Source organism: Azoarcus sp. TTM-91, assembly GCF_012911025.1.
Taxonomy (GTDB): domain Bacteria; phylum Pseudomonadota; class Gammaproteobacteria; order Burkholderiales; family Rhodocyclaceae; genus Azoarcus.
In genome coordinates this window covers 109891-136743 of the sequence record NZ_WUEI01000001.1, presented here as the reverse complement: position 1 = coordinate 136743, position 26853 = coordinate 109891, and the positions used below count along the sequence as shown (strand labels likewise).

General features: G+C 67.3%; 20 protein-coding genes. 8 read left to right on the top strand and 12 right to left on the bottom strand.

Features of this window, described 5'->3' with window-relative positions; all coding sequences use genetic code 11:
• Nucleotides 1-19 precede the first annotated feature (19 nt).
• Nucleotides 20-2584, top strand: coding sequence for a DNA topoisomerase III (locus tag GRF61_RS00550; RefSeq protein ID WP_169148795.1), 2565 nt, complete (start codon nt 20-22; stop codon nt 2582-2584).
• Between the two features lie 85 nt (nt 2585-2669).
• On the opposite strand, the gene GRF61_RS00545 is transcribed toward GRF61_RS00550, so the two are convergent.
• On the bottom strand, nt 2670-3140 hold the full coding sequence (locus GRF61_RS00545; RefSeq protein WP_133593851.1) for a Dps family protein: 471 nt from the start codon (nt 3138-3140) through the stop codon (nt 2670-2672).
• 133 nt (nt 3141-3273) lie between these two features.
• The gene (locus GRF61_RS00540; protein WP_169148794.1) at nt 3274-4212 is read right to left on the bottom strand and encodes a hydrogen peroxide-inducible genes activator; all 939 of its coding nucleotides are present in this window, start codon (nt 4210-4212) and stop codon (nt 3274-3276) included.
• 189 nt (nt 4213-4401) lie between these two features.
• Here GRF61_RS00540 and GRF61_RS00535 point away from each other — a divergent pair, with 189 nt between their 5' ends.
• Nucleotides 4402-5871: a DegQ family serine endoprotease gene (locus tag GRF61_RS00535; protein WP_169148793.1), complete on the top strand. Its 1470-nt coding sequence runs from the start codon at nt 4402-4404 to the stop codon at nt 5869-5871.
• A 66-nt stretch (nt 5872-5937) separates the two neighbouring features.
• Here the strand turns inward: GRF61_RS00535 and GRF61_RS00530 are convergent, their stop codons facing one another.
• Nucleotides 5938-7548: a methyl-accepting chemotaxis protein gene (locus GRF61_RS00530; RefSeq protein ID WP_169148792.1), complete on the bottom strand. Its 1611-nt coding sequence runs from the start codon at nt 7546-7548 to the stop codon at nt 5938-5940.
• Between the two features lie 285 nt (nt 7549-7833).
• On the opposite strand from GRF61_RS00530, the gene GRF61_RS00525 reads away from it, so the two are divergent.
• Nucleotides 7834-8295, top strand: a complete 462-nt coding sequence (locus GRF61_RS00525) for a cytochrome c (RefSeq protein WP_169148791.1) — start codon at nt 7834-7836, stop codon at nt 8293-8295.
• 145 nt (nt 8296-8440) lie between these two features.
• Here GRF61_RS00525 and GRF61_RS00520 read toward each other — a convergent pair whose 3' ends face one another.
• The 5 genes from GRF61_RS00520 to earP form a co-directional block, all read right to left on the bottom strand.
• Complete coding sequence (locus tag GRF61_RS00520) at nt 8441-9139, bottom strand: cytochrome b/b6 domain-containing protein (RefSeq protein WP_169148790.1); 699 nt, start codon at nt 9137-9139, stop codon at nt 8441-8443.
• Between the two features lie 368 nt (nt 9140-9507).
• Nucleotides 9508-15117 carry an excinuclease ABC subunit UvrA gene (gene uvrA, locus GRF61_RS00515; protein ID WP_169148789.1) on the bottom strand — a complete coding sequence of 1870 codons (5610 nt, stop codon included), beginning with the start codon at nt 15115-15117 and terminating at the stop codon, nt 9508-9510.
• A gap of 122 nt (nt 15118-15239) precedes the next feature.
• Nucleotides 15240-15650 (bottom strand): hypothetical protein, encoded by a 411-nt coding sequence (locus GRF61_RS00510; protein ID WP_169148788.1) that lies wholly within the window; start codon nt 15648-15650, stop codon nt 15240-15242.
• Nucleotides 15651-15813: 163 nt separating this feature from the next.
• Entirely contained in the window at nt 15814-16371 is a 558-nt protein-coding gene (gene efp / locus GRF61_RS00505) for an elongation factor P (RefSeq protein WP_169148787.1), read from the bottom strand.
• A gap of 52 nt (nt 16372-16423) precedes the next feature.
• A complete protein-coding gene (gene earP, locus GRF61_RS00500; RefSeq protein ID WP_169148786.1) occupies nt 16424-17590 on the bottom strand; it encodes an elongation factor P maturation arginine rhamnosyltransferase EarP in 1167 nt (388 codons plus the stop codon).
• On the opposite strand from earP, the gene GRF61_RS00495 reads away from it, so the two are divergent.
• Nucleotides 17576-17905 carry a hypothetical protein gene (locus tag GRF61_RS00495; RefSeq protein WP_169148785.1) on the top strand — a complete coding sequence of 110 codons (330 nt, stop codon included), beginning with the start codon at nt 17576-17578 and terminating at the stop codon, nt 17903-17905. The two genes, earP and GRF61_RS00495, sit on opposite strands and share 15 nt — an antisense overlap.
• Here GRF61_RS00495 and GRF61_RS00490 read toward each other — a convergent pair.
• A complete protein-coding gene (locus tag GRF61_RS00490; RefSeq protein WP_169148784.1) occupies nt 17898-18635 on the bottom strand; it encodes a 16S rRNA pseudouridine(516) synthase in 738 nt (245 codons plus the stop codon). The genes GRF61_RS00495 and GRF61_RS00490 overlap by 8 nt on opposite strands.
• A 127-nt stretch (nt 18636-18762) precedes the next feature.
• Between GRF61_RS00490 and GRF61_RS00485 the strand changes: the two genes are divergently transcribed.
• The 4 genes from GRF61_RS00485 to GRF61_RS00470 all read left to right on the top strand — a co-directional run bounded on the left by GRF61_RS00485 (nt 18763) and on the right by GRF61_RS00470 (nt 22485).
• Nucleotides 18763-19233 (top strand): SRPBCC family protein, encoded by a 471-nt coding sequence (locus GRF61_RS00485; protein WP_169148783.1) that lies wholly within the window; start codon nt 18763-18765, stop codon nt 19231-19233.
• 69 nt (nt 19234-19302) lie between these two features.
• Nucleotides 19303-20256: a recombination-associated protein RdgC gene (locus GRF61_RS00480; protein ID WP_169148782.1), complete on the top strand. Its 954-nt coding sequence runs from the start codon at nt 19303-19305 to the stop codon at nt 20254-20256.
• Nucleotides 20257-20543: 287 nt separating this feature from the next.
• Nucleotides 20544-21050, top strand: coding sequence for a metallophosphoesterase family protein (locus tag GRF61_RS00475; protein ID WP_169148781.1), 507 nt, complete (start codon nt 20544-20546; stop codon nt 21048-21050).
• A 277-nt stretch (nt 21051-21327) separates the two neighbouring features.
• A complete protein-coding gene (locus tag GRF61_RS00470) occupies nt 21328-22485 on the top strand; it encodes a class I SAM-dependent methyltransferase (protein WP_169148780.1) in 1158 nt (385 codons plus the stop codon).
• 128 nt (nt 22486-22613) lie between these two features.
• On the opposite strand, the gene GRF61_RS00465 is transcribed toward GRF61_RS00470, so the two are convergent.
• The 3 genes from GRF61_RS00465 to GRF61_RS00455 form a co-directional block, all read right to left on the bottom strand.
• Nucleotides 22614-23135: a TIGR02281 family clan AA aspartic protease gene (locus GRF61_RS00465; protein ID WP_169148779.1), complete on the bottom strand. Its 522-nt coding sequence runs from the start codon at nt 23133-23135 to the stop codon at nt 22614-22616.
• A 119-nt stretch (nt 23136-23254) separates the two neighbouring features.
• Nucleotides 23255-24877 (bottom strand): peptide chain release factor 3, encoded by a 1623-nt coding sequence (locus GRF61_RS00460; RefSeq protein WP_169148778.1) that lies wholly within the window; start codon nt 24875-24877, stop codon nt 23255-23257.
• Between the two features lie 212 nt (nt 24878-25089).
• Complete coding sequence (locus tag GRF61_RS00455; protein ID WP_248281042.1) at nt 25090-26742, bottom strand: VWA domain-containing protein; 1653 nt, start codon at nt 26740-26742, stop codon at nt 25090-25092.
• Nucleotides 26743-26853: the final 111 nt, after the last annotated feature.

The window sequence follows — 26853 nt, the reverse complement described above, 5'->3', positions numbered from 1 at the left end:
CTGCCCCCGCCCAACAGGCATGAGCAAGCAACTGATCATCGCGGAAAAGCCTTCCGTTGCGCAGGACATCGCCCGTGCGCTGGGCGGCTTCACCAAGGAGAAGGACTACTACGAGTCCGACGACTATGTGTTGTCGTCCGCCGTGGGCCACCTTCTCGAGCTGGCCGTGCCCGAGGAATACGAGGTCAAGCGGGGCAAATGGACCTTCGCCCACCTGCCGGTCATCCCGCCGCACTTCGCCCTGAAGCCGATCGAGAAGACCGACGACCGCCTGAAGTTGCTGACGCGGCTGATCAAGCGCAAGGACGTCACCGGCCTGATCAACGCCTGTGACGCGGGGCGCGAAGGCGAGCTGATCTTCAACTTCATCGTCCAGCACGCCGGCACCAGCAAGCCGGTGCAGCGGCTGTGGCTGCAGTCGATGACTGCCACCGCGATCCGCGACGGCTTCGCCCACCTGCGGACCGCGCGGGACGTGGAAGGCCTGCGCAACGCCGCCGTCTGCCGTGCCGAATCCGACTGGCTGATCGGCATCAATGGCACACGGGCGATGACCGCGTTCAACTCCAAGACGGGCGGTTTCCACCTCACCACCGTCGGCCGCGTGCAGACACCCACGCTGGCCATCGTGGTCGAGCGCGAGGACAAGATCCGCAAGTTCAAGCCGCGCGACTACTGGGAGCTGGAAGCCAGCTTCGGCTGCCAGGCGGGCGAGTACGCCGGCCGCTGGTTCGACGAGCAGTTCAAGAAACCGGAAGGCGACGAGCACGCCAACGCTCACCGCCTGTGGGACAAGGCCAAGGCGGAAACCATCCGCGCCAAGTGCGAGGGCAAGCCGGGCAAGGTCAGCGAGGAGTCCAAGCCTTCCACGCAGCTGTCGCCGCTGCTGTTCGACCTCACCAGCCTGCAGCGCGAAGCCAATGGCCGCTTCGGCTTCTCCGCCCGCGTCACCCTGCAGTTGGCCCAGGCGCTCTACGAAAAGCACAAGGTACTCACCTACCCGCGTACCGATGCCCGCGCGCTGCCCGAGGACTACCTCGGCACGGTGAAGGACGTGATGCGCGGCCTGCCGGACGAGTACGCGCCCTTCGCCAATGAGATCGCCAAGCAAGGCTGGGTGCGACCGAACAAGCGCATCTTCAACAACGCCAAGATCTCCGACCACTTCGCCATCATTCCCACCGGCACGCTGCCCAAGAGCCTGTCGGAAGCCGAGCAGAAGATCTACGATCTCGTCACCCGGCGCTTCTTGGCGGTGTTCTATCCGGCCGCCGAGTACCAGATCACCACCCGCATCACCCGCGTCGAAGGCGAAGCCTTCAAAACCGAAGGCAAGGTGCTGGTGAATGCCGGCTGGCTGGCCGTTTACGGCAAGGAAGCGGCGAACGAGAAGGACGACAAGGAGGGCGGCGGCCCGCAGCTGGTGCCGGTGCAGCCGAACGAAACCGTCGCCACCGAGGACATCCTGCTCAAGTCGCTGCAGACCAAGCCGCCGGCGCGCTTCAACGAAGCCACGCTGCTGTCGGCCATGGAAGGCGCCGGCAAGATGGTGGACGACGAGGAACTGCGTGCCGCCATGGCCGAGCGCGGCCTCGGCACACCAGCCACCCGCGCGCAGATCATCGAAGGCCTGATCGCCGAGCAGTACATCCACCGCGAAGGCCGCGAGCTGATCCCCAGCGCCAAGGCCTTTTCGCTGATCACGCTGCTGAAGGGCCTGGGCGTCAATGCACTGACTTCGCCGGAGCTCACCGGCGGCTGGGAGTACAAGCTGTCGCGCATGGAGCGCGGCGAGCTGTCGCGCGAAGCCTTCATGGGCGAGATCGCCGAAATGGCGCGTGAGGTGGTGGAGCGCGCCAAGCGCTACGAATCCGACACCGTGCCGGGCGAATTCGTCGCCCTGCAGACGCCTTGCCCCAAGTGCGGCGGCACGGTGAAGGAGAACTATAAGAAGTTCGCCTGCCAGTCCTGCGACTGGAGCACCTGGAAGATCGTCGCCGGCCGCCAGTTCGAGATCCCGGAGATCGAGACCCTGCTGCGCGAAGGCAAGGTCGGCCCGCTGCTCGGCTTCCGCAATAAGATGGGCCGGCTGTTCAATGCCGAGATCAAGCTCAACGACGACAAGCAGCCGGAGTTCGATTTCGGCCAGCCGAAGGAAGGCGAGGAAGGCGCCGAGGCGGTCGATTTCTCCGATCAGCAATCCCTCGGGCCCTGCCCCAAGTGCAGCAGCGCAGTATACGAACACGGCCTGGCCTACGTCTGCGAGAAGTCGGTGGGCCCGGGCAAGAGCTGCGACTTCCGCTCCGGCAAGATCATCCTGCAGCAGCCCATAGACCGGGACCAGATGAGCAAGCTGCTGGCCGAGGGCAAGACGGATCTGCTGAAGGGCTTCGTTTCCGCCCGTACCCGACGCAAGTTCTCCGCCTTCCTGGTGCGGGGGAAGGATGGCAAGGTCGGCTTCGAGTTCGAACCCCGCGCGCCCAAGGCGACCCCCGCCAAGGCAGGTGCCGGCAAGGCCGAGAAGAGCGGCGAAGCAGCGGAGGCCAAGCCGGCCCCACGCAAGCGCGCCAGCAAATCCGCCTGAGTACTACCAAGACAGCAAAAGACAACGGGCCCTTTCGGGCCCGTTCGTTTTTCTGCTCGCGGCGCCGGCCGCGGCTGGCGATCGCTCATCCCTCCAGCAGGCTGCGCAGCATCCAGGCGTTCTTCTCGTGCACTTGCATGCGCTGGGTGAGCAGGTCGGTGGTCGGCTCGTCGCTGTTCTTGTCCGTCAGTGGCAGGATGCTGCGGGCGGTTCTGACCACTGCCTCCTGACCCTGCACCAGGATGCGGATCATGTCGTTCGCCGCCGGCACGCCATCCGGCTCGCCGATGCTGGCCAGTTGCTGGAACTGCTTGTAGGTGCCCGGCGCCGGGAAACCCAGGGCGCGGATGCGTTCCGCCACCAGATCCACTGCCAACGCCAGCTCGTTGTACTGCTGCTCGAACATCAGGTGCAGCGTGTTGAACATCGGGCCGGTGACGTTCCAGTGGAAGTTGTGGGTGGTGAGGTAGAGGGTGTAGGTATCCGCAAGCAGCCGGGAAAGGCCGTCCGCGATCTTGGCCCTTTCTTCCTTGTTGATGCCGATGTCGATGTCCATGGTATTTCTCCTTGTCTGTCGAACGGATGGCCTTGCAACAGCCGATGGATGAATCCTATTCCCCTGCCCTCGATAGTGCTAATTGATCCTCGGAATTCCCCTCATCGGGTTTACCTATCGCGCCGCCGCCTGCTCAAGCGGCCTCGGTAAGCGGTGCCCGGCCCAGCGGGCGTACGCCGGGCAGTTCGCTTTCCAGGATAGCAGTGCGCAGGATGTCGATCGCGCCGCTGCGCGGGTAGGTCACCCGCCAGGCCAGCGCTACCCGGCGCACCGGCTGCGGCTCGGCAAAGGGACGTACCGCCACCAGCTGGTTCTGTAGCGTCATCTCGTCGGCGGCGGAGCTGGGCAACACGGTGACGCCGAGGCCGGTGGCGACCATGTGGCGTATGGTCTCCAGCGAACTGCCTTCCAGCGTGCGCTGCAGGCCGCCGACGTTGCGGCAGTGCGGACAGACTTCCAGCACCTGGTCGCGGAAGCAGTTGCCGGCGCCCAGCAGCAACAACTGGTCGTTGGCGAGCTGGTCGGGATCGATGCTCTCGCTGTTCTTCCACGGATGCTCGGCCGGGATGAGCACCCGGAAGGGTTCGTCGTACACCGGCTGGGCAACGATGCCGGCTTCCTCGAAGGGCAGGCTGATGATGATGACATCCAGCTCGCCGCGCTTGAGCGCCTCCGCCAGCCGGGTGGTGTAGTTCTCCTGGATGATCAGCGGCATGCGCGGCGCCAGCTGATGCACCCGCGGAATCAGCCGCGGCAGCAGGTAGGGCCCGATGGTGTAGATGACGCCGACGCGCAGCGGCCCCGCCAGCGGATCCTTGCCTGCGGCGGCGATCTCCTGGATCTGGCCGGCCTCCATCAGCACCTTTTCCGCCTGGGCGACGATGCGGCGACCCGTCTCGGTGATCTTGACCTCGGCGGCGCTGCGCTCGAACAGCTGTATGCCCAGTTCGTCCTCCACCTTCTTGATCGCCACCGACAAGGTGGGCTGGCTGACGTGGCATTTCTCAGCCGCCCGGCCGAAGTGGCGTTCGTGCGCCAGGGCGACGAGATAACGTAGATCGGTAAGCGTCATAAACTAGCGTCCTGCCGTGGCAGGTCCTCGGTACCGGAGAGGGCCGATGTTACCCCGCACAGCCGCGGACCGGGAGCGCAAGGCCCAGGATGGGCAGGGCTGCTGCCCGCGCGCAGCGGGAACACCCCGCACATGACGGCGTCCACCGCTGACGCAAGAACAGGAAATCGCTCCAGGGAGTTCAAGCCGATGAAAAAACTCGTACTCGCCACTGCTTTCACCCTCGCTTTCGGTGGCCTGCCGGCCGCGCCGGTGCTGGCCCAGGTCCAGGCTCAGACTGGCCCCGCTACCAATTCGCCGGCGGCCAACCCCAGCCGTTTCGGCTTGCCGGACTTCGGCGACCTGGTGGAACAGGTCGGCCCGGCGGTGGTGAACATCAGCGTCGTGCAGCAGCAAGCGCAGGGCCAGGCCGATCCAGACAATCCCTTCGCCAACGATCCCTTCTACGACTTCCTGCGCCGCTTCGGCGTGCCGGTGCCGGGCATGCCCGGCGCGCCGGGCGCGCCGGGCGGATCGCCGCGCATCAGCCGCGGCATCGGCTCCGGCTTCATCGTCAGCAAGGACGGCTATGTGCTGACCAACGCTCATGTGGTGGGCGAGGAAAGCGCAGAAGTCACCGTCACCCTGATCGACAAGCGCGAGTTCAAGGCCAAGGTCATCGGCACCGACAAGCGCACCGACATCGCGGTGATCAAGATCGAGGCGGACAACCTGCCCACGGTACGCATCGGCGATGCCGAGCGTGCCCGCGTCGGCGAATGGGTGATCGCGGTCGGCTCGCCATTCGGCTTCGACCACACCGTTACCGCCGGCATCATCTCGGCCAAGGCCCGCCGCCTGCCGGACGAGAACTACGTGCCTTTCCTGCAGACCGACGTCGCCATCAACCCCGGCAACTCCGGCGGGCCGCTGTTCAACCTCAACGGTGAAGTAGTCGGCATCAACTCGCAGATCTACTCCCGCTCCGGCGGCTTCATGGGCATCTCCTTCGCCATTCCGATGGACGTGGCGATGAATGTGAAGGACCAGCTGATCGCCCATGGCCGGGTTCAGCGCGGGCGGCTGGGCGTCGCCATCCAGGGCGTGAACAAGGAACTGGCGCAGTCCTTCGGCCTGCCGGACGCACGCGGCGCACTGATCGCCAGCGTCGACCCGGGCAGCGCGGCGGAAAAGGCCGGGCTCAGATCCGGCGACGTGGTGCTGGCAGTGGATGGCACCACGGTGGAGGATTCCGCCGACCTGCCGCGGGTGATAGGCGACAAGCGCCCCGGCACCCGCATCCGCCTGGATGTATGGCGCGAGGGCAAGCGCCGGGAAGTGACAGCCACGCTGGACGAACTGAATCCGGAGGCCAGCGCCTCCGCCCAGCGGCCGGGCCGCGGCGACAGCACCGGCGGCAAGCTGGGCCTCAGCGCCCGCCCGCTGAGCGGCCAGGAAGCGAGCCAGCTCGGCATCGGCGGTGGGCTGTTGGTGGAGAACGTCAGCGGACCGGCCGCCCGCGCCGGCCTCCAGCGCGGCGACATCATCCTGTCGCTGAACAACCAGCCGGTGGTGACGATGGAGCAACTGCGCCAGCAGCTGGAACGGGTGGGCAACCGCTTCGCGCTGCTGATCCAGCGCGGCGGCGCCCGCATCTTCGTGCCGGTGCGCCTGGACTAAGGCAGGCGCCGCTGGCTGAGGCCAGCACGGGGCAGCCGGCCCGAGCGCCGCTGCCCCGCCAGCAGATCAAACCCGGAAGCGCGACACCGATTCCTGCAGGCTGGCGGCCAGCCGCTCCAGTTCCTGCGCCGCTTCCACCGTCTGCTCGATGGCGCGGTTGTTGTCGCTCGCCATGTGGGCGATCTCGTCGATGCTGCCAGTGACTTTCTCGCTGGAACGGCGCTGCTCGCCGGTGGCGCCGGCAATGCGGTCCAGCCCCTCGCCGACTTCGCCAACCGAGGTATTCGCCGCGTCGAACACCTCGGACACCGTATCCGCCGCCTCCCGGCTGGACGCCAGGTGCTCCAGCCCGCGGGCGATGGATTCCTGTACCGAGGCCGACTGCCGGGTGATGTCCTGGGTGATTCCGTCGATCTCGCCCGCCGAGCGCGCCGACTTCTCCGCCAGCTTGCGCACTTCATCGGCCACCACCGCGAAACCGCGGCCCTGCTCGCCCGCCCGCGCAGCCTCGATGGCAGCGTTGAGCGCCAACAGATTGGTCTGCTCGGCAATCTCCCGCACCTCGCGCGTCATGTCGGTGATGGAGGCGGTGGATTGCACGAAGGCGCCAGCGGCTTCCGCCATCTGCTTCACCGCCTCTTCCACCTCGCCGACCTCGCCGATCAGCCGCGCCAGCGTCTGCTGGCCTTCGCGGGAACGGGTAAGGCTGTCGCGCGAACGCTCGCGCACTTCCTCTGCGCTGCCGGCGATATGGGCGATATTGCTGGTGAGCGCATCCACCGCCGCTGCGGCTTCCACCGAACTGTCGTTCTGCCGGTGCGAGCTCTCCGCCAGCCGCCCCGCCCCGGTGGCGAGGCTGCGCGCCGAGACGGTGACCGCCGAGGCCGAACTGCCGACCTGGCGCACCAGCTCGGCGATGGTGGCGAGCATGCGGTTGAAGCTGGCGGCGGTGCGACCGATCTCGTCGTCGCCGGCAATCTCCAGCCGGCGGGTCAGGTCGCCACCGCCCTGGGCGATCTCGCCCAGGCTGTCACCCAGGTGTGCAAGCGGCCGGCTGACGAAACGGCGGATGAAGAGATAGACGAAGCCCAGCAGCGGGACGGACACCAGCAGCGCGAACAGGATGCTCTTGTTGCGGAAGTCATTCACCGCGCTGTTCACCTGGTCCAGCGAGATGCGCATGCTCACCGCCCCCAGCGGCGTGCCTTCCGTGACCTGGTGGCACATCACGCAGTCCTTGCCGAGATAGTTGCGCGATGCCAGCGCGGGAATGACGACGCGCAGGTGGCCATCCCCCTCGACGCGCATCACCGGCGCGCCACCGCCCATCACCTCGCGCTCCACCGCATCGAGCGTGACCTCGCCGGCGGTGCCGGGGCCGAACAGTTTGCTCACCTGCTCGCCGCGGATGACCTTCAGGTCGCGCACCGCAGAGAGTTCCTTGATCTGATCGAGGAAGACATCGCGCTGCGCCACCGTGCCGGTGATCATCATGCCGGTCAGCCCGGCCATGGTCATTTCATTGACGGTGGCGGCAAAATCCTTTGCCTGCTCGATGGCAATATCCCGGTTCACCCGGGTCTCCCATGCGATCATGCTGCCCCAGGCCACCACCAGCATCAGCCAGATGGCACCCGTGAGTCTTACCCAGATCGGCGTATCTGCCAGGCGACGCATATTCATATTCTCCCTGCCTCCTCTGCCACCCTGTTGCCTTGCTGCGTTGTTGTCTTTCTTATGGCTGTCTACGACCATACGACGAAGAGCTTAAATCCATCCCTATCCGCAACCTCGCTCAGATACCCATTTCGGGTTTCTTCAGCACACACCCATCATCCATCACTGCAATGCAACATCCGGGCAGATCGCAGCCGAACCTTTTGAGGGCCCCGGCTGTCTAGCCCGTCCGGGGCTCATCGCCCTTGTCATACGCTTTCATCAACCACGTCCCACGAGGAACATATGAAAAAAAGCATCGCCCTCGCCGCTTTCGGCATCGCCGCCTTCAGCTTCGCCGCCACCGCTTCCGCCCAGGCCAAGCCCGAAGACCAGATCAAGTACCGCAAGGCGGGTTACAGCTTCATGAGCTGGAACATGGGCAAGATCAAGAGCAACCTGGAAGGCACCTACAACAAGGACCAGGTGATCGCCGCCGCCAATGCCATTGCCGGCATCGCCAACTCCGGCATGGGCGCGCTGTATGGCCCGGGTACCGAGAAGGACGTCGGTGACCAGAAGACCCGCGCGAAGCCGGAACTGTTCCAGAACATGCAGGAAGTCGGCCGCATCGCCACCGACTTCAACGCCGCCACCACCAAGCTCGCTTCTGCCGCCGCCACTGGCGACAAGGCCGCGGTGCAGGCTGCCTTCGGCGAAGTCGGCAAGAACTGCAAAGCCTGTCACGACAAGTTCCGCGCCGACTGAGCGCTGGCCGGGCAAGCTCCGCCACCCACCCGATAGGGTGCACCGGCGGACGTCCGGCCGCTGTGCCGGACCGCACGAAGCGGTGCCGGCATGAATAGAGAAACGCCCCGGTCATCCGGGGCGTTTCTCTTTCCGCAACCTGGCCTTACCAGGCCGGCGCTTCCTGCGCCGGCGGGGGCGGAGGGGACGGTGCCAGCAGCCCGCCGGCACTCGCCCAGGCGACACAGCCGGCCACCGCGGCCGCCACCATGAAGGCGAGCGCGCCGCCGCCACTGGCCGGGCGTGCCGCGCCTTCGCTCACTTCCTTCACCCCGGTGATCATGGGTTTCACCAGGTTGTCCTTCTTCACCCGGGCGTAGAACAGGATGGCTGCCACATGCACCACCACCAGTGCAACGATCACCCACATGTTCTGGCGGTGCAGGCCGGTAAGCCAGTCGCTGGTGTCCTTGGAAACCAGCGAATACAGCGGCGCGGTAAAGGCGATGTCGTCGTTGGACAGCAGGCCGCTGACCACCTGGAACAGCAACACCAACAGCAGCGCCAGCACCGACAGCGCCCCCAGCGGGTTGTGACCTACACCCTGCCATTGGCCGCGCAGATAGGCAGAAATGCGGGCCGGACCGGGCACGAAGGTGGCAAAGCGGGCGTAGGTGGAACCGGCCACGCCCCACACCAGGCGGAAAGCCAGCAGGCCGGTAATGGCAATGCCGAGGCGGCCATGCCAGACGATGAGGTTGCCGCCGAGCAGGCCGGTGACGAAGGCACCGACCACCAGTGCCAGCAGCAGCCAGTGGAACAGCCGGGTGGGAAGATCCCATACCCGGATCAGCTTTTTGTTCATTCGGAATGATCCTGGTTGAAAAACGGACGACTGCACGGACCGGACAAGCCTGGATTGGTTTCCGCGCCGCAGCAAATACAGCCGGCCTGGCGACCGCAAGATGCAACAGCGGGCACCCCTTGTCCACAGGGTTTTCCGCAGCTGCGGACACATCGCTACCGCTGGTTCCAGCACAACGGACCGAGCAGCATTCCAGGCCGCACGGCCCTCGGCGGACCAGCAAGGAGCGCAGTGCCGGCCTGGAACTGGAAATAAAGACCTACGCTTCTAAGCTGGCCCTTAGCGCCGCTTACATTTCAACCAGCGCTACCTCTACTGTGCCAACGCCTGCCGCCATGGCGACGAAAAACGCGGCGTGATCGCCTCCGTCAGCTACCGCTGGCAGGCGGGGCCGCCACGCCCTGCCGGCTGGCGAGGAATTCCACCAGGTGGCGGCCGGTGTGGGAGCGCTGCTGCGCCATCGCCACTTCCGGCGGCCCTTCGGCAACGATCTCGCCGCCGCCCTCGCCGCCTTCCGGGCCGAGGTCGATCAGCCAGTCGGCCTCCGCCATCACGTCCAGGTCGTGCTCGATGACGAGCACGGTGTGGCCGGCGTCCGCCAGGCGGTGCAGCACCCGGATCAACTTGTCCACGTCCGCCATGTGCAAACCCACCGTCGGCTCGTCCAGCACGTAGAGCGTGTGCTTGTCCGCCGGCAGCGGTTCGCCGCCGGTATCCACCGGATCGCCGGCGCGCTTGCGCACCTTGGCCAGCTCGGTGACCAGCTTGATGCGTTGGGCCTCGCCGCCGGACAGCGTCGGGCTGGGCTGGCCCAGCGTGAGGTAGCCGAGGCCGACGTCCTGCAGCAGCTGCAGCGGATGCGCCACCGCGGGATGGGCGGCGAAGAAGCCCACTGCCTCGTCCACCGGCATCGCCAGCACCTCGGCCACCGTCTTCTCGCGCCAGCGCACCGACAGCGTCTCCGGGTTGAAGCGGGCGCCGCCGCAGGCTTCGCAGGGCGTCTTCACATCCGGCAGGAAGTTCATCTCCACCGTGGTCTGGCCGGCGCCGTCGCACACCGGGCAGCGACCGGCGCCGGTGTTGAAGGAGAAGCGCGAGGCGTTCCAGCCACGCGTGCGGGCGTCGAAAGTATCGGCGAAGAGTTTGCGGATGGCGTCCCAGAAACCGACGTAGGTGGCCGGGCAGGAGCGCGGCGTCTTGCCGATGGGGGTCTGGTCCACCTCCAGCACGCGGCCGACCTGCTGCCAGCCGTCGATGGCGCGGCAGCCGACCAGGGTGTGATTGCTTTCCTCCGGCTGCGCCTTGCCGCGGCGGCGGGCGCGCACCGCTTCCGGATCGCCGAGCAGGGCGCGCAGGTTGGCGTGGATGACGTCCCGCGCCAGCGAGGATTTGCCCGAGCCGGAAACGCCGGTGACCACGGTGAGGCGGGCCAGCGGCACTTTCGCATCGACATTGCGCAGGTTGTGCAGGTTGGCGCCGCGCACCTGGATGGCGGGATGGCGCGCCGCCACCGCGCGGCGCGGCCGCAGCGGATGCTGCAGCGGCGCGCGGAAGCAGGCACCAGTGGCGGATTCCGGCGCGGCGATCAGCGCCGGCAGCGTGCCTTCGGCCACCACCCGGCCGCCGCGCACGCCGGCGCCGGGGCCGAGGTCGATGACGTGGTCGGCGCGGCGTATGGTGTCCTCGTCGTGCTCCACCACCAGCAGGGTGTTGCCGCGATCGCGCAGCACTTCCAGGGTGTCCAGCAGCAAACGGTTGTCGCGCGGATGCAAGCCTATGGTGGGTTCGTCCAGGATGTAGCAGACCCCGCGCAGGTTGGAGCCGAGCTGGGCCGCCAGGCGGATGCGCTGCGCCTCGCCGCCGGACAGCGTGGGCGCGGCGCGATCCAGCGCCAGGTAGCCGAGGCCGACGTGCTGGAGGAAATCCAGCCGGCCGCGGATTTCGCTGACCAGGTCTCGGGCAATGTCGGCCTCGCGCGGCGCCAGCTCCAGCGCGGCGAAGAAGCCGGCGGCCCTGTCCACCGGCAGTTCGGCGAGCTGGTGCAGGCCCTGGTCGCGGAAGCGCACCGCGCGCGCCACCGGATTCAGCCGCGCGCCGTGGCAGGCGGGGCAGGCTTCGTTGCCGTGCACGGTTTCCTCGGCATCGCCGAGGTCCAGCGCGTCCGGATCTTCCACCTTGCCGGCTACTTTCAGGCCGGTGCCGTAGCAGCTGGGGCACCAGCCGTGCTTGGCGTTGTAGGAGAACAGCCGCGGGTCCGGCTCGGGAAAGCCGGTGCCGCAGCTGGGGCAGGCGCGCTGGGTGGAAAAGGTGACCGGCGCGGCGCCCAGCTTGCCCAGTTCCACCACCTTGAGCACGCCCTTGCCGTGCTCCAGCGCCTCATGCACCCGCTCGCGCAGCAGGGCTTCCTTGTTGGCGGCGAGCTTGACCATGCCCACCGGCAGCTCGATGTTGTGTTCCTTGTAGCGGTCCAGCCGCGGCCACTTGGCGGTGGGCAGGTATTCGCCATCCACCCGCAGCTGCTCGTAGCCCTTGCCGCGTGCCCACTTGGCGAGGTCGGTGTACAGGCCCTTGCGGTTCACCACCAGCGGCGCCAGCAGTTCGATGGACTGGCCACGGTAGTCGCGCATCAGCTGGGCGACGATGGCTTCGAAGCTCTGCGGCGTCACCGGCACGTCGCAGGTAGGGCAGTACTGGGTGCCGAGCTTGACGTAGAGCAGGCGCAGGAAGGGATGGATTTCGGTGAGCGTGGCCACCGTGCTCTTGCGCCCGCCACGGCTGGTGCGCTGTTCGATGGCCACCGTGGGCGGAATGCCGAACAGGCCGTCCACATCCGGCCGGCTGGCCGGCTGCACGAACTGGCGGGCGTAGGCGTTGAGCGACTCCAGGTAGCGGCGCTGGCCCTCGCCGAAGACGATGTCGAAGGCCAGGGTGGACTTGCCGGAGCCGGACAGGCCGGTGATCACGGTGAACTTGTCGCGCGGGATCTGCAGCGAGACGTTCTTGAGGTTGTGCTCGCGGGCATGACGGATCTCGATCGCCGGCGCCGCCACCGGCCGGTAGCTGGCGCGCTTTTCCGCCGCCTTGGGCAGGGCCTTGCGCCGGGTGCGGGCGAGCTCGGCGGCGTAGTCGCGTAGCGCGGCGCCGGTGTGGGAGGTCTTGTGCTCCCGCACCACCTCCGGCGGACCATCCACCACGATGCCGCCGCCGGCGTCGCCGCCCTCGGGGCCGAGGTCGATGATCCAGTCGGCGGCGGCGATCACGTCGAGGTTGTGCTCGATGACGATCAGCGAGTTGCCCGCCTCCAGCAGCTTGCCGAAAGCGCCCAGCAGGGTGGCGACGTCCTCGAAGTGCAGGCCGGTGGTGGGTTCATCGAACAGGAACAGCAGGCCGCCTTGCGCTTCCTTGCCACTGCTCTTCTTGCCCTTCTTCTGCGCCGCTTCGGCGAGATGGCCGGCGAGCTTGAGGCGCTGGGCCTCGCCGCCGGACAGCGTGGGCACCGGCTGGCCCAGGCGCAGATAGTCCAGGCCAACGTCCGCCAGCGGCGCCAGCGCGGCCAGCACCTTGGGCTGGTCGGCGAAGAAATCCAGCGCCTCGCGCACCGTCATCTCCAGCACCTCGGCCACCGAGCGCTCGCGCCATTGCAGCTCCAGCACTTCCGGCCGGTAGCGCTTGCCTTCGCAGTCCGGGCAGCGCAGCCAGACGTCGGACAGGAACTGCATCTCCACATGCTCGAAGCCTGAGCCGGTGCAGGTGGGGCAGCGGCCGTCGCCGGAGTTGAAGCTGAAGGTGCCGGGGGTGTAGCCGCGCTCCTTGGCCTCGGCCAAGCCGGCGAACAGGTTGCGGATGGGGTCCCAGGCGCCGACGTAGCTCACCGGGTTGGAGCGGGAGCTCTTGCCGATGGGCGACTGGTCCACCATGACCACGCCGCGCAGCTTATCCGCGCCTTCCAGCCGCTCGAAGGCGCCCGGCGCTTCGGCGCCTTCGCCGAAGTGCTTGGCCAGCGCCGGGTAGAGCACGTCCTGTATCAGGGTGGATTTGCCGGAGCCGGATACACCGGTGAGGCAGACCAGGCGCTGCAGCGGGAAGGCGACGGTGAGCGCCTTGAGGTTGTGCTCCGAGGCGCCGGCCAGGATCAGCCGCGGGGTGTCGTCCGCCACCGGCCGCGGCGGGCGGGAGACGTCTATCTTCTTGCGCCCGGCCAGCCAGGGGCCGGTGACCGAGGCGGGATCGGCGGCGATTTCCGCCGGTGTGCCGCGGGCGACGATGTTGCCGCCACGCTCGCCGGGGCCGGGGCCGATCTCCAGCAGTTCATCGGCGGCCACCATCAGTTGCGGGTCGTGCTCCACCACCACCAGGGTGTTGCCGGCGTCGCGCAGCCGGGTCATCACGCCGAGGATGCGGCCGATGTCGCGCGGATGCAGGCCGATGGACGGTTCGTCGAGCACGAACAAGGTGTTCACCAGCGAGGTGCCGAGCGCGGTGGTGAGGTTGATGCGCTGCACTTCGCCGCCGGACAGGGTGCGCGACTGGCGGTCCAGCGTGAGGTAGCCGAGGCCGACATCGGCGAGGTAGTCGATGCGGCTGCGGATTTCGCCCAGCACCAGCTCGGTAGCCTCGTCGGCGCCGGCTTCCGGCAGCGCCAGCGCCGCCACCGCGGTACGCACCCTGTCCACCGGCAGGCCGAACAGTTCATGGACGGCGAGGCCGCGGCCGCCTTCGCCGCCGGGCACCGGCAGGCGCCACAGCAGGGCTTCCGGCTTCAGCCGGGCGCCGTGGCAGGCGGGGCATTCGGTGTAGCTGCGGTAGCGCGACAGCAGCACCCGGATGTGCATCTTGTAGGCCTTGGTCTCCAGCCAGTCGAAGAAGTGGCGCACGCCGTACCAGCGCCGCGGCCAGGAGGATTCCCAGCTCTTCCATTCCGGATCGCCCTCCAGCACCCACTGGCGGTGCTCCGGCGGCAGATCGCGAAAAGGGATGTTCATGGCGACGCCGTACTTCTTGGCCATCTTCGCCATGTCGTCCTGGCATTCGCGGTAGCTCTGCGTCTGCCAGGGTTTGACCGCCCCTTCGGCCAGGGTCTTGGATTCGTCCGGGATCACCAGGCCGAAGTCGACGCCGATGACGCGGCCGAAACCACGGCAGGTGTCGCAAGCGCCTATGGGCGAGTTGAAGGAGAACAGCGCCGGCGTGGGATCGCCGTAGTGGATGTCGCAGGGCGCGCAGTGCAGGTCGGTGGAGTAGCGCCAGCTGGCCTCTCCGCCGGCCACGCCGTCGCCGCTGGCGAACACCGCCAGCCGGCCGTGGCCACGCTGCAGCGCCGTTTCCAGTGCTTCGCCGAGGCGGGCCGGGTCGGCGCCGGAGAGGCGGAAGCGGTCCTGCACCACTTGCAGCACGTCGCCGTCGGAGCCGGACTCGCGGTTGTGGATGCGGGTGTAGCCCTGGGCGTTGAGCAGGGCGGTGACTTCGTCCTCGCTGAAGTTCTTCGGCACCGTCACCGGGAAGCACATCGCCAGCCGCGGATCGCCCGCCGCCTCGCAGCGCGCCGCCAGGTCGGCGGCGATGCTGGCCGGAGTGTCGCGCCGCACCGGCTCGCCGCAGCGGCGGCAGTGCAGATGGGCGCTGCGGGCGTAGAGCAGCTTGAAGTGGTCCGCCAGCTCGGTCATGGTGCCGACGGTGGAGCGCGAGGTGCGCACCGGGTTGGTCTGGTCGATGGCGATGGCCGGCGGCACGCCTTCGATGCGGTCCACCTGCGGCTTGTCCATGCGGTCCAGGAACTGGCGCGCGTAGGGCGAGAAGGTTTCGACGTAGCGGCGCTGGCCCTCGGCGTAGAGGGTGTCGAACACCAGCGAGGACTTGCCCGAGCCGGACACGCCGGTGACCACCGTCAGGCGGTTCAGCGACAAGTCCAGGGAAAGGTTGCGGAGGTTGTTCTGGCGCGCTCCGCGAATGCGGATGCTGTCTTTGGCGTCGGCGGACATGAAAGGCGAAGGGCGGACGAAATCGGAACAGCGATTCTATTCGTCCGCCGGCCTTTCTGCTGTTCAAATATTCAGTTACGCCCGGAAATCGACGCCGGCCGGGGCACCGGCTTGCTGCCCGCTTACTGCTTGTCGGCGCTGCCGCCCTCGCCGCGCACCGATTCCACCGCCTCGCGTCCCACCGCCTTCAGCTTCTGCGCGGCCTCGCGGGTGGCATCGGCGATGCGGCGGGTCGCCTGTTCGGTGGCCTGCTTGGCGTCTCGGGCGGAATCGCCCGCCGCCTCGGTGGCGCGTTCCACCTTTTCGCTGCCGGTCTCGGCGGTTTCCTTCAGCGTCTCGCCGGCGGCTTCCACCGCGGCTTCACCGGCCTCGCCAGCCTTGCGCGCGGCTTCACCGGCCTTGTCGGCCGCATCCTTGATCGCTTCAACCGCTTCTCCCATCTTGTCGCTCGCTTTCTCGGCCGGCCCCTGCCCTTCGCAGGCGGTCAGCAACAGGAGGGAAGCAAGGGCCGTGGCGGCCAGCAGCGGTTTCATGGACGGCGTTCCTCGAAGAAAGGGGAAAACTGGAAAGGCGCGAAGCTTACATTAAGCTGAACAGATCAGCCCAAAGTAAAAGGTTGCGATGCGTAAGCAACGGAAAAGAAAGCAGAAATGAAAAAGGGGCCTGGACGGCCCCTTTCTTCTCACCCCAGCGCGATCACTTCACGCGGGCGCGATACTCGTCGGTGCGGGTGTCGATTTCGATCTTGTCGCCGATTTCCACGAAGGCGGGAACGGGCAGTTCGAAACCGGTACCGATGGTCGCCGGCTTCATGACCTTGCCGGAGGTGTCGCCCTTGACGGCGGGTTCGGTGTAGGTGACTTCGCGCACCACGCTGTTCGGCAGTTCGACCGAAATGGCCTTGCCGTTGTAGAACACGACTTCGCAGGCGAGGCCGTCTTCCAGGTACTTCAGCGCGTCGGTCATGTTCTCGGCTTCGACTTCGTACTGTTCGTACTCGGCGTCCATGAACACGTACATCGGGTCGGCGAAGTAGGAGTAGGTGACTTCCTTGCGATCCAGCTGCACGACCTCGAACTTGTCGTCGGCCTTGTAAACCGCTTCCGACGGCGCGCCGGTCAGCAGGTTCTTGAGCTTCATCTTCACGACGGCAGCATTGCGGCCGGACTTGTTGTATTCGGCCTTCTGGACCACCAGCGGGTCGCTGCCCACCATGATGACGTTGCCGGAGCGGAGTTCCTGAGCGGTTTTCATGCGTCTTCCCGTGCGGCAACGGCCGCAAGCGAATCATTAAAAACCCGGCATCTTACCCGTTTGCTTTGACACTGTGTGTGCACAATTCGAGCAGGCGCGCAACGAGGTCCGGCAGCACCGCCTGGCGGGCCGACCATTGCCGTGCATGCCGCGCTAAGTCTGGCAGTACCGCAACAAAGGGGAGCCAGGCGGCGGCCGTGTCGCCGCGGCCGTTCCAGGCCAGCCAGAAATCCGTCAGCGCCTGCCGGGCCGGCGTTTGCAGGTCCGCGCCGTAGAGGTCGAGGAAGGCCTGCAGCTTGCGGAAATGGGCCTCTTCTTCCTGGGCATAGATGTGCCACGCCAGCGGCCGCGCCGCCCATTGCGCGCGGACGAAGGAGTCCTCGCCGCGCACCAGGTTGAGATCACAGGCCCACAGCAGGCGGTCGTAGCCCGCCTGGTCGGTGAAGGGCAGCACCCGGGCCGACAGCGCCCCCCGCCTCGCCGTTTCCCCAACTTCCAGCCGCGGGCGCCCGAAAGCCGCGGCAAGGTCCGCCAGCACCCGGCCCTCCGGCACCAGCAGGCAGACCGGCCTGTCGCCCTGCGCCCAGCATTCGGCCAGCGCCGCCAGACCGGGCTGCTCGTAGGCGAACAGGGAGACCCACAGGGTGTCGTCCGGCTGGCCGGCCGGGCCGGCGGCGGCCAGCCAGGCTGCGCGCCCCTCAGCCTGGAAGGCATCCCGCGCCACCAGCAGCCCACTTTCCCGCAGCAGGCCGCCGGTGTCGGCAGTGAAACCGGGGAAGAAGAAGCGCTTCGCCAGCGCCAGCCGCGGGTGCGGAGAGGCCAGCCCATGGCAGCCGGCCACCCAGTCTTCGGCGGACAGGTACTCGAGGTTGATCCACTGCGGCGGCTGCGGCCGGACCGCCATCGCCTGCAGATGGCTGGGTGGGATCTCGCAGGCGAAGGCTTCGATCACGACCTCCGCAGGTTCAACAGCCGGGAAGGGCGAACGCCAGCGCCGCAGCTCCACGCCCTCAACTTTTCCGCCCTCGGCCGGCAAGCCGGCAGCGGCCGGGCAGAGGCGCGAGAGGGCCTGCCAGTCATCCACCCAGAGGCGTACCGCGCGGTCCGGATCGGCAGCCAGCGACCGGGCGAGGCGCAGGCAGACGCCAATATCCCCAAAGTTATCCACAACCTGGCAGAAGATTTCCCAGGAAGTGGGCCGAGCATGGAAGTGACTCATTGTCAACGTGGAAAAACCGCAGAGGAAGTTCGGGAGAGGTTGTGGACAAAGGGTCCGGAAGCCGTCGGCCAAAAAATCATGGACATTCCATCCACAAGCGACGAGCGGGGTTACACAGGGTTTGTTCTTCCGTTAGCGGGCTTGTGCTTGCTGGGGGAAGCGGACTTATCCACAGATTTTCGCCCACTGTTAACATCTTTGTTTTCTATATATAAGAAAAAACACTACAACCAAACCGTGCCGCAACCTTCACAGGCAGACATAAAAAAACCCGCCGCGGCGGGTCTCGAGAAACAGAAAGGAAGGCTCAGCTGAAGTCGGCCAGTTGCTGCAGGTCCGCTGGCGTCAGCCAGCGCCACTGGCCTTCGGGCAGATCCGCCGCATCCAGCACCAGCCCGCCCACGCTCTGCCGCTGCAGGGCTTCGACCCGGTTGCCGGCCGCAGCCACCATGCGCTTCACCTGGTGGTACTTGCCTTCGCAGATGGTCAGCGCCAGGGTGTGGCTGCCGGTGAGTTCGCAGGCGGCCGCGGCGATGGGCGCAGGTTCGTCGTGCAGTTGCACGCCGCTCAGCAGGGCCTGCACCAGGCTGTCTTCCACCGCATGCTTCAGGGTGACCCGGTAGCGCTTGGGAATGCGCTTCTTGCCCGAACTCCACTGGTGGATGAACTGGCCATCGTCGGACAGCAGCAGCAGACCGGTGGTGTCCTGGTCCAGCCGGCCTATGCACTGCACGCCGCGCTCCTTCAGCTCGGGCGGCAGCAGCGAGAAGACGGAGGGGTGATGGGTGGGCAGGTGGGAGCATTCGTAGCCGGCGGGCTTGTGCAGCATCAGGCAGGCGCGCTGGCGGTAGTTCCAGGCCTGGCCATCGACGCTGAACGCCAGGCCGGGCAGATCCTGACCGCCGCCGGGTTCGACTTCCTGGAAGGGGTTTTCGCAAGGTTCGCCGGCGACGCTGACCAGGCCGGCACGGATCAGGGCGCGGCATTGCTTGCGGCTGCCGAAGCCCTGGGAGTGGAGGAGACGTTCGAGTTGCATGGGCGGCATGGTATCCCGGCCGTCTCCCCGAGTAGAAGAAACGGAGGGCAGTCCGCTCCCGGTGGCGGCGAGCAGGTCGGCTTGCCGGTGGCGGCCTGGGGGTAAACTAGCCGGCCGACCGGACAGGAGTTTCGCCTTGAAGTTTGAACATCTGGTCGAGGTCAACGACCTCGCCGACCCCGCCGCGACCGCGCTGAGCCGCGAGGAACTGTGGTTCGGCCTGCTGTGCCGGGCGGAGGACGCCCGCCCCTTCCTGCCCGGCCTGGAGGCCTGCGAGATCATGGAGCGCGGCGAAGGCATGCTGCTGCGCGAGCTGCGCTTCGGCAGCGCGGTGATCCGCGACCGTGTCACCTTCAGCGAGCTGGAGTGGATACGGTTCGAATCCGAGGCCACGCCGGAGCATCCTGGCGGCTGGCTCACCATCCGCATCGAGGAACCCCAGCCGGGCGCCCTCTTCCTGCGCTTCGAGTACCGCACCGGGCTACAGGAGGACGGTGGCGGCGAGGATGGCCGCTACGCCGACTTCGTGCGTTCGGCCTATCACCAGTCCGACCTGGACACGCTCAAGGTCATCCGCATGATCGCAGAATCCGGCCGTCTCCAGTAATTCCCCATAGCCGGCGCCCGCCCTCGGTGGCGGGCGCCGTTTTCATGTTTGCCTAGGAAAGAAAAAACCATGTACTTCAAGAATCTGCAGCTCTACCGCCTGCCCGCCAAGTGGGACCTGCCCATCGAAAAGCTGGAAGAGCAACTGGCGAAAAAGACCTTCCAGCCCTGCGGCAGCCAGGACATGGAGAGCCGCGGCTGGATGTCGCCGCTGGGCAACGATGTGCTGGTGCACGCGGTGGGCGACCAGTGGCTGATCGCCCTGGGCGCGGAAGGCAAGTTGCTGCCCTCCTCCGTGGTCAAGCAGGTAGCCGATGAGCGGGCGGAGGAAATCGCCGAACAGCAGGGCTACAAGCTGGGCCGCAAGCAGCTGAAGGACCTGCGCGAGCAGATCACTCAGGAGCTGTTGCCGCGCGCCTTCACCCGCCGCCGCAAGGTCTACGCCTGGATCGATCCGGTCAATGGCTGGCTGGCGGTGGATGCTTCCAGCCTGGCGCGCGCCGAGGACGTGCTGGAGATGCTGCGCCAGAGCCTGGACAGCTTCCCGCTGGCCCTGCTGCGCACCGAACTGTCGCCGGTTTCGGCAATGGCCGACTGGCTGGCGGGCGACGAGGCGCCGGGCGGCTTCACCATCGACCAGGACTGCGAACTGCGCTCGGTGACCGAGGACAAGGCCGCGGTGCGCTACGTACGCCATTCCCTCGAAGGCAACGAGGTCAAGGGCCATCTGGCGGCCGGCAAGCTGCCCACGCGCCTCGCCCTGACCTTCGATGACCGCATCAGCTTCGTGCTCACCGAGAAGCTGGAGATCAAGCGCCTGGACTTCCTGGACGTGGTGCGCGACCAGATCGAAGGCAGCGCCGAAGATGCCGAGGCCCTGTTCAACGCCGAATTCGCCCTGATGACCGCTGAGCTTGCCCGCTTGCTGCCGGCGGTGGTCGAGGCGCTGGGCGGCGAGGTCAAGGCGGCGGAGGCCAGCCCGGTGGTTTCCGGCAGCGTGACTGCCAGCGACGCGCCTTTCTAAGGTCGGTGCCGAGATCCCGGCCAGGTTTTCCCTCAGCCGGGCAGCGTCAATGGGTGTACACAGTTTTTAAAGATGTAAACAAACATAAAGATTAGTGTACCGGCCCTTTCTGTGGATAAAGCCGGAAAGCCCAGCAAAATCGGGCCTTCCGGGCGCGGGAAAAGGCGTGGAGAAGCGCTGGAGGAAAAGCGGGACCGATTGTTGATGAAAAATCCGCTGTTAGCCGCCACGCAACTTATCCACATTCCGCTCCTCCCTACTTGCACAGCTTTTCAACGGAGGGAACCGTGCGGCGCATCGGCCTGATTTCCGACACCCATAGCCTGCTCCGGCCGGAAGCGGAGGCCTTCCTGCAGGGCGCGGACGCCATCGTGCACGCCGGCGACATCGGTGACCGCGGCATCCTCGACACCCTGGCGCGCATCGCGCCGCTGACCGCCGTCTACGGCAACAACGATCACGGCCCGGCTCCGGAACCCTTGCCCGAGCTGGACTGGCTGGACCTGGGCGGCGGCCGCCAGCTGTGCGTGATCCATGAGTTGCCCCGCCTGCCGCCGGGCGCGGCCGGCGCCGACTGCCGGGTGGTGGTGGCCGGCCATTCCCACAAACCGGCGGCGGTGGTGCGCGACGGCGTGCTGCTGGTCAATCCTGGCAGCGCTGGTCCGCGCAGGTTCAAGCTGCCGGTCTCGGCCGGCGAGCTACTGGTGGCGGAGGACCGCATTTCGGTGCGGGTGGTGGACCTCCTCAGCGGCGAGCTCTGTGCCGAGGCGTTGCTGCCGACCGGGCCAGGCTGAGGTGGCTGCAGGCGGCGCCGGGCGGCGTTACCATGCGCGCCCTGCACTGAGTGTTTCGTTCCAGCCCCATTGAAAGCGCGGCACTTCCGGTTTGGGCAGGCCGGCGTTCGTTGCCGGAGGCGCTAGACCGTGCTGGCAGCCAGGTTGGCAGCCTTACCGATAGGCTGCCGTTCTCCGTGCCATTGCGGCCTCTTTCCTCTTTTCCACAGGTTTCTCCCGTGAGCTTTTTCCGCTGCCTGCCGTCCCGCCTGACTTCCTCCCTTGCCAGAGCCCGCCGATGAACGCCGCGGCCGAAGTGCAGTGGGAGGAGAACGGCGCTACCCATCGCGCCCGCTGGCGCTCGGAGAGCGGCGCGCCGGTGCCGCGGCGCATCGTCGTCGCCGATGACAGCCTGAACGCGGATGCGGCCTTCCGGCTGGCCTGCGAGGGCACCGCCATCCTGTGGCGGGGCGATTTCCATAACGCCCGCCAGCTGCTGCAGGCGATGAATCGCCGCATCGGCCGCAAGGCTGTGCGCAAGGGGGGAAAAGGCGGCAAGGATGACAAGCCCGCCGCAACGCCGGCCCAGGCCTTCCACTTACATCGCCAGGCCCAGGCCCAGCGCGCGCACACCCTGGGCATGCTGTTGCTGCCGCTGGAGGGCGACTACCGCATTCCGCTGCGGCGCGCGCCGGACGTGGCCGAGGCCTGCGGCGAAGCCTGGGGCGCGGCCGACGGCCAGCCGGCGCTGGTCTCCCTGCGCGAGCTGCTGGGCCTGATAGGCGCCCACGAGTGGCGGCGCAAGGGGGTGGAGGTGCCTGCGCTGGGCGGGCGGCTGCATGTGCATTACGGCGTGTTCTCGCCGCTGCGGGGCGAATACGTGGATCTGGTGGCCAAGGCGAGTCTGCCGGCGGGTCTGCGCACCGCCTTCGACATCGGCACCGGCAGCGGCGTGCTGGCGGCGGTGCTGGCGCGGCGTGGGGTGGGCCGGGTGGTGGCCACCGACCAGGACGAACGCGCGCTGGCCTGCGCGGCGGACAACCTGGCAAGGCTGAAGTTGGCGCAGAAGGTGGAGTTGCAGCAGGTGGATCTCTTCCCCGAAGGCCGCGCCGAGTTGGTGGTGTGCAATCCGCCCTGGCTGCCGGCCAAGCCCAGCGCGCCGCTGGAGTACGCCATCTACGACCCGGACAGCCGCATGCTGAGGGGCTTTCTCGCCGGGCTGGCGGCCCATCTGGCGCCCGGTGGCGAGGGGTGGCTGCTGATCTCGGACCTGGCGGAGCACCTGGGCCTGCGCAGCCGCGAAACCCTGCTGGGCTGGATCGCCGATGCCGGCCTGCTGGTGCGTGAGCGCCTGGACATCCGCCCGCGCCATCCGAAGGTGATGGACGAGGACGATCCGCTGCATGCGGCACGCGCGGCAGAGCTGACTTCGCTGTGGCGGCTGGTGGCGGCCTGAGAGGGATCAGGCGGAATCAGGGGGAGTTGCGGGCTTCAGGCGGCGGGCTGCGAGCCTGATGGACGGCAGCCACGCATGGTGAAGCCGGGGCGGCGGTTTGAGCTGCAATGCCAGCTTCCGCAGGAAGCTCAGAGCCCTGGCGCCCGCAGCACCAGCGTATCGCCGCGCTGGGTGAATTCCAGGTTGCCGAGCACGCTCATGCCCAGCAGCACCTGGTCGTCCTTCATGCCGGGGTTGAGGTGGGCGCGCACGTCCTGGGCGAGGAAGGGGCCGAAGCCGAGCTCGGCGATGCGGGTGGTGCGCACGGTGACGCCGCCGTTGGCAGTCATCACCTGGGCGGTGCCGCCGGGCTTGAGGCCGAGTTCGCTGCCCAGGTGGGCGGGCACCGACACCAGGGTGGCGCCGGTATCCAGCAGGAAGGTGACCGGCTGGCCGTTGATGGTGCCGGGGGCCACGTAGTGGCCCATGCGGTTCCGCCGCAGCGTGAGTTCGCCGCTGCCGCCGGGCTGGGCGACGAGGCCGTGGTTGGGGTTGTCGCGCTTCTGCAGGGCATTCTCGAAGTACAACCACAGCAGGCCGAGGAGGGCCAGCGCGGCCAGCCAGCTCATGATGCGGCCGGCGCGGCGGGTGGTGTGCTCGGATGCGCTCATGGCCAATTCACCGGTCGGGAAGGGAAGCGGGCAGGAAAAGGCCCGCCATCACGGCCGCGCTCACCTTTCCACCACGGTGGTCGGGTTGCGGACGAAGGCGGGCCGGCATGGCGTGAGGATCAGGACAGCACCTGGCCGTGCTCGCGGGTGGCATGGAAGCCGACCTTGGGCCATTTCTCCATCGTCACCTCCAGGTTGTAGCGGCTGCTGGCGAGATACACCGGGTTGCCGTCCACATCCTTGCCCAGGCGCAGTGCCTGTTCGCGTTCGAAGTTGCGGCGGGTGACTTCGTCCGGGAAGGTGAGCCAGCGGGCGGTGTGGATGTCGGCGGATTCGAAGATCGCATCCACCTTGTACTCGTCCTTCAGGCGCTGGGCGACGACTTCGAACTGCAGCTGGCCGACCGCGCCCAGCAGCATCTGCCCGCCGATCTGTTCGAACACCTGGATGGCGCCTTCTTCGCCAAGCTCCTGCAAACCCTTCTGCAACTGCTTGGATTTGAGCGGATCGCGCAGGCGCGCGGCGCGGAACATTTCCGGCGAGAAATAGGGGATGCCCTTGAAGCCAAGCACTTCGCCTTCGGTGAGGGTGTCGCCGATCTGCAGCTGGCCGTGGTTGTGGATGCCGATGATGTCGCCGGCCACGCCGTCTTCCTTCAGCACCCGCTCGTTGGCCATGAAGGTGAGCGCGTTGGCGAGCTTCATGTCGCGGCCGGCGCGCACATGCTTCACCTTCATGCCGGAGCTGTAGCGCCCGGAGCAGATGCGGAAGAAGGCGATGCGGTCGCGGTGCTTCGGGTCCATGTTGGCCTGGATCTTGAACACGAAACCGGTGAAGGCTGGTTCGGCCGGTTGTACCATGCGGGTGTCGCTGCCCTTGGTGCCGGCGACGCGCGGCTGCGGCGGCGGCGCCCAGTCGATCAGCGCCTGCAGGATTTCCTGCACGCCGAAGTTGTTGATACCAGAGCCGAAGAACACCGGGCTTTGCTTGCCGGCGAGGAATTCTTCGAGGTCGAAGGGCGGCGAGGCGTCGTTGAGCAGGTCGACGTTTTCGCGTACCTGGCCGATCTCCATCGGATAGCGGGCATCCAGTTCGGGGTTGTTGATGCCGGACAGCACCTCGGCGTCGCTGCGGCGTTCCTCGCCGGGGGTGAAGGTGAGCACGTTGTCCTGCAGCAGGTGATAGACGCCGCGGAAGGCCTTGCCCATGCCGATCGGCCAGGTCACCGGCGCGCAGCTGATCTTGAGCACGTCCTCGATTTCGGCCAGCAGCTCGAAGGGCTCGCGCACCTCGCGGTCCATCTTGTTCACGAAGGTGATGATGGGGGTGTTGCGCAGGCGGCAGACCTCCAGCAGCTTGATGGTCTGCGCTTCCACGCCCTTGGCGGCATCGATCACCATCACCGCGGCGTCCACCGCGGTGAGCACGCGGTAGGTGTCTTCGGAGAAGTCCTCGTGGCCCGGGGTGTCCAGCAGGTTGATGGTGTGGTCCTGATATTCGAACTGCATCACCGAGCTGGTCACCGAGATGCCGCGCTGCTTTTCCACCTCCATCCAGTCGGAGGTGGCGTGGCGGGCGGATTTGCGCGCCTTCACCGTGCCGGCGAGCTGGATGGCGCCGCCGAACAGCAGCAGCTTTTCCGTCAGCGTGGTCTTGCCCGCGTCAGGGTGGGAAATGATGGCGAAGGTGCGGCGCTTGGCGACATCGCGCAGCAGGTCGGGGGGAAACGGTGTGGAAGACACGGTAGAAGGCCAGCCAGAAGTTGCGGGGGCGCGGCCGGGGCAGGCCTGCGCTGCGGGATGGCGGATTCTACCAAGCTATCAGGCGCTTCCGGCGGTGGTGGGGCGAGTGGCCGGGCAAGGGTGCTGCCCGGCGCGCCCGCTGTGCCGGAGAGGGAAAAGGCGGTGGCGTGGATGACAGCGGCACCACCGCCTCCGGGTTTTGCCGCTGGCTTTCAGTCGCGCTCGGTTTCCGGCTGCGGCTGCGTGGCGGCCAGCCCTTCCGCCAGCCGTACCAGGCCGAGGAATTCGCCGCGGTAGCCGTAAGGATCTTCGCCGCGGCTGGCGCGGGCCAGGCTGGCGATGTCGTTGAAGCCGAAGTCGTTCAGGTAGCGTCCGCCATCGCTCAGGCGCTGGCCGAAGGCGGCCACTGCGGCGGCGAAGCGGAAGTCCTCGCTGCCCTTGTCCTGGCGGATGTCGGCGCGGCGCAGGGGCACTTCCAGCAGGCGGCTGTCTTCGCCGTGCGCCGGCTTGTAGCGCAGGCGCAGGAAGGCGAGTTCGCCGGCCTTGCTCCTGGCGGTTTCCGCTGCGGCATAGCGCAGCGGCTCCAGCCGGCCCGGCGTGCCGGCCAGGGTGATCTCGTACAGCGCGGTAACGCGGTGGCCGGCGCCGATCTCGCCGGCATCCACCTTGTCGTTGCTGAAATCCTCGCGGCGCAGGGCGCGGTTCTCGAAGCCGATCTGGCGGTACTCGCTGACGACGGCCGGGTTGAATTCCAACTGGATCTTCACATCGTGCGCCACCGTGGCCAGGGTGGAGCTGAATTCGTCCACCAGCACCTTCTGCGCTTCGTTGAGGTTGTCGATGTAGCGGTAGGCGCCGTCGCCGGCGTCGGCCAGCTGTTCCATCAGCTGGTCGTTGTAGTTGCCCGTGCCGAAACCCAGTGTGGTGAGGGAGATGCCCAGCTTGCGCCGCTCGGCGACCAGATCCTTGAGCGTTTCGAAGCGGGTGATGCCGACGTTGAAGTCGCCATCGGTGGCGAGCAGCACGCGGTTGATGCCGTCCTTGAGGAAGCCCTGCTGCGCCAGGGTATAGGCGAGCTCGATGCCGGCGCCGCCGGCGGTTGCGCCGGCCGCCTGCAGGCCGTCGATGGCGGCGATCATCTGCGCCTTGCGGTCGCCGGCGGTGGGCTCCAGCACTACCTGGGTTCTGCCTGAGTAGGTGACCAGCGACAGCCGGTCCTGCGGCCGCAGCTCGGCGACGAAGCGCTTCATCGCCTGCTTCAGCAGCGGCAGCTTGTCGGCGGTGGACATGGAGCCGGACACATCCACCAGGAACACCAGGTTGGCCGGCGGCAGCGTTTCCTTGGCCGGGTCGGCCGCCTGGATGCCGATGCGCAGCAACAGGCTGTTGCGATTCCACGGCGTGGGCGCGACCTCGGTGCTGACGGCGAAGGGCGTGTTGTCCTTCGGCAGCGGGTAGGCGTAGGGGAAGTAATTCACCAGCTCTTCCACCCGGATCGCATCCCGCGGCGGCAGCTGCCCGGCGCGCAGCAGGCGGCGCAGGTTGGTGTAGCTGCCGGTATCGACGTCGATGGAGAAGGTGGAGACCGGCGTTTCCGCCACCCGCAGCACGCCGTGGCGCTCTATCGGCTGGTATTGCTCACGGTCGCTGGCGGACGGCTGCATGGCGGGCGCTGGCTGCGCAATTCTCGCCAGGGCCGCGGAAGGCATGGCGGCGGGCTGCGGAGAAGGCATTGCGATCGAAGGCAGGGAGGCGGATTCCGCCTTGCGGGGCTGGGGGGCGCCGGCGGAGTCCGGATGGCCGGTGGTGCCGCAGGCGATGGGCAGGGTGGCGAGCAGGAGCAGAGGCAGGGTGCGGGCGCGCATGGCGTGTTCCATTCGATGGAATTGGGAAGGCAGGGAAAAGCCGGAAAAGAACCGGTGTGCTTGAAGCCCGGGCAGCCTAAGCGAAGGGCGGCGGTGTGCTCACCGGCATAT

Coding starts and splice junctions, on each gene's coding strand:
- GRF61_RS00480 (WP_169148782.1), top strand. CDS start 19,303: ATGTACTTCAAGAATCTGCAGCTCTACCGCCTGCCCGCCAAGTGGGAC.
- GRF61_RS00530 (WP_169148792.1), bottom strand. CDS start 7,548: ATGCGTCGCCTGGCAGATACGCCGATCTGGGTAAGACTCACGGGTGCC.
- GRF61_RS00465 (WP_169148779.1), bottom strand. CDS start 23,135: ATGAGCGCATCCGAGCACACCACCCGCCGCGCCGGCCGCATCATGAGC.
- efp (WP_169148787.1), bottom strand. CDS start 16,371: ATGAAAACCGCTCAGGAACTCCGCTCCGGCAACGTCATCATGGTGGGC.
- earP (WP_169148786.1), bottom strand. CDS start 17,590: ATGAGTCACTTCCATGCTCGGCCCACTTCCTGGGAAATCTTCTGCCAG.
- GRF61_RS00455 (WP_248281042.1), bottom strand. CDS start 26,742: ATGCGCGCCCGCACCCTGCCTCTGCTCCTGCTCGCCACCCTGCCCATC.
- GRF61_RS00490 (WP_169148784.1), bottom strand. CDS start 18,635: ATGCCGCCCATGCAACTCGAACGTCTCCTCCACTCCCAGGGCTTCGGC.
- GRF61_RS00495 (WP_169148785.1), top strand. CDS start 17,576: ATGGAAGTGACTCATTGTCAACGTGGAAAAACCGCAGAGGAAGTTCGG.
- GRF61_RS00470 (WP_169148780.1), top strand. CDS start 21,328: ATGAACGCCGCGGCCGAAGTGCAGTGGGAGGAGAACGGCGCTACCCAT.
- GRF61_RS00540 (WP_169148794.1), bottom strand. CDS start 4,212: ATGACGCTTACCGATCTACGTTATCTCGTCGCCCTGGCGCACGAACGC.
- GRF61_RS00535 (WP_169148793.1), top strand. CDS start 4,402: ATGAAAAAACTCGTACTCGCCACTGCTTTCACCCTCGCTTTCGGTGGC.
- GRF61_RS00510 (WP_169148788.1), bottom strand. CDS start 15,650: ATGAAACCGCTGCTGGCCGCCACGGCCCTTGCTTCCCTCCTGTTGCTG.
- GRF61_RS00520 (WP_169148790.1), bottom strand. CDS start 9,139: ATGAACAAAAAGCTGATCCGGGTATGGGATCTTCCCACCCGGCTGTTC.
- uvrA (WP_169148789.1), bottom strand. CDS start 15,117: ATGTCCGCCGACGCCAAAGACAGCATCCGCATTCGCGGAGCGCGCCAG.
- GRF61_RS00550 (WP_169148795.1), top strand. CDS start 20: ATGAGCAAGCAACTGATCATCGCGGAAAAGCCTTCCGTTGCGCAGGAC.
- GRF61_RS00525 (WP_169148791.1), top strand. CDS start 7,834: ATGAAAAAAAGCATCGCCCTCGCCGCTTTCGGCATCGCCGCCTTCAGC.
- GRF61_RS00545 (WP_133593851.1), bottom strand. CDS start 3,140: ATGGACATCGACATCGGCATCAACAAGGAAGAAAGGGCCAAGATCGCG.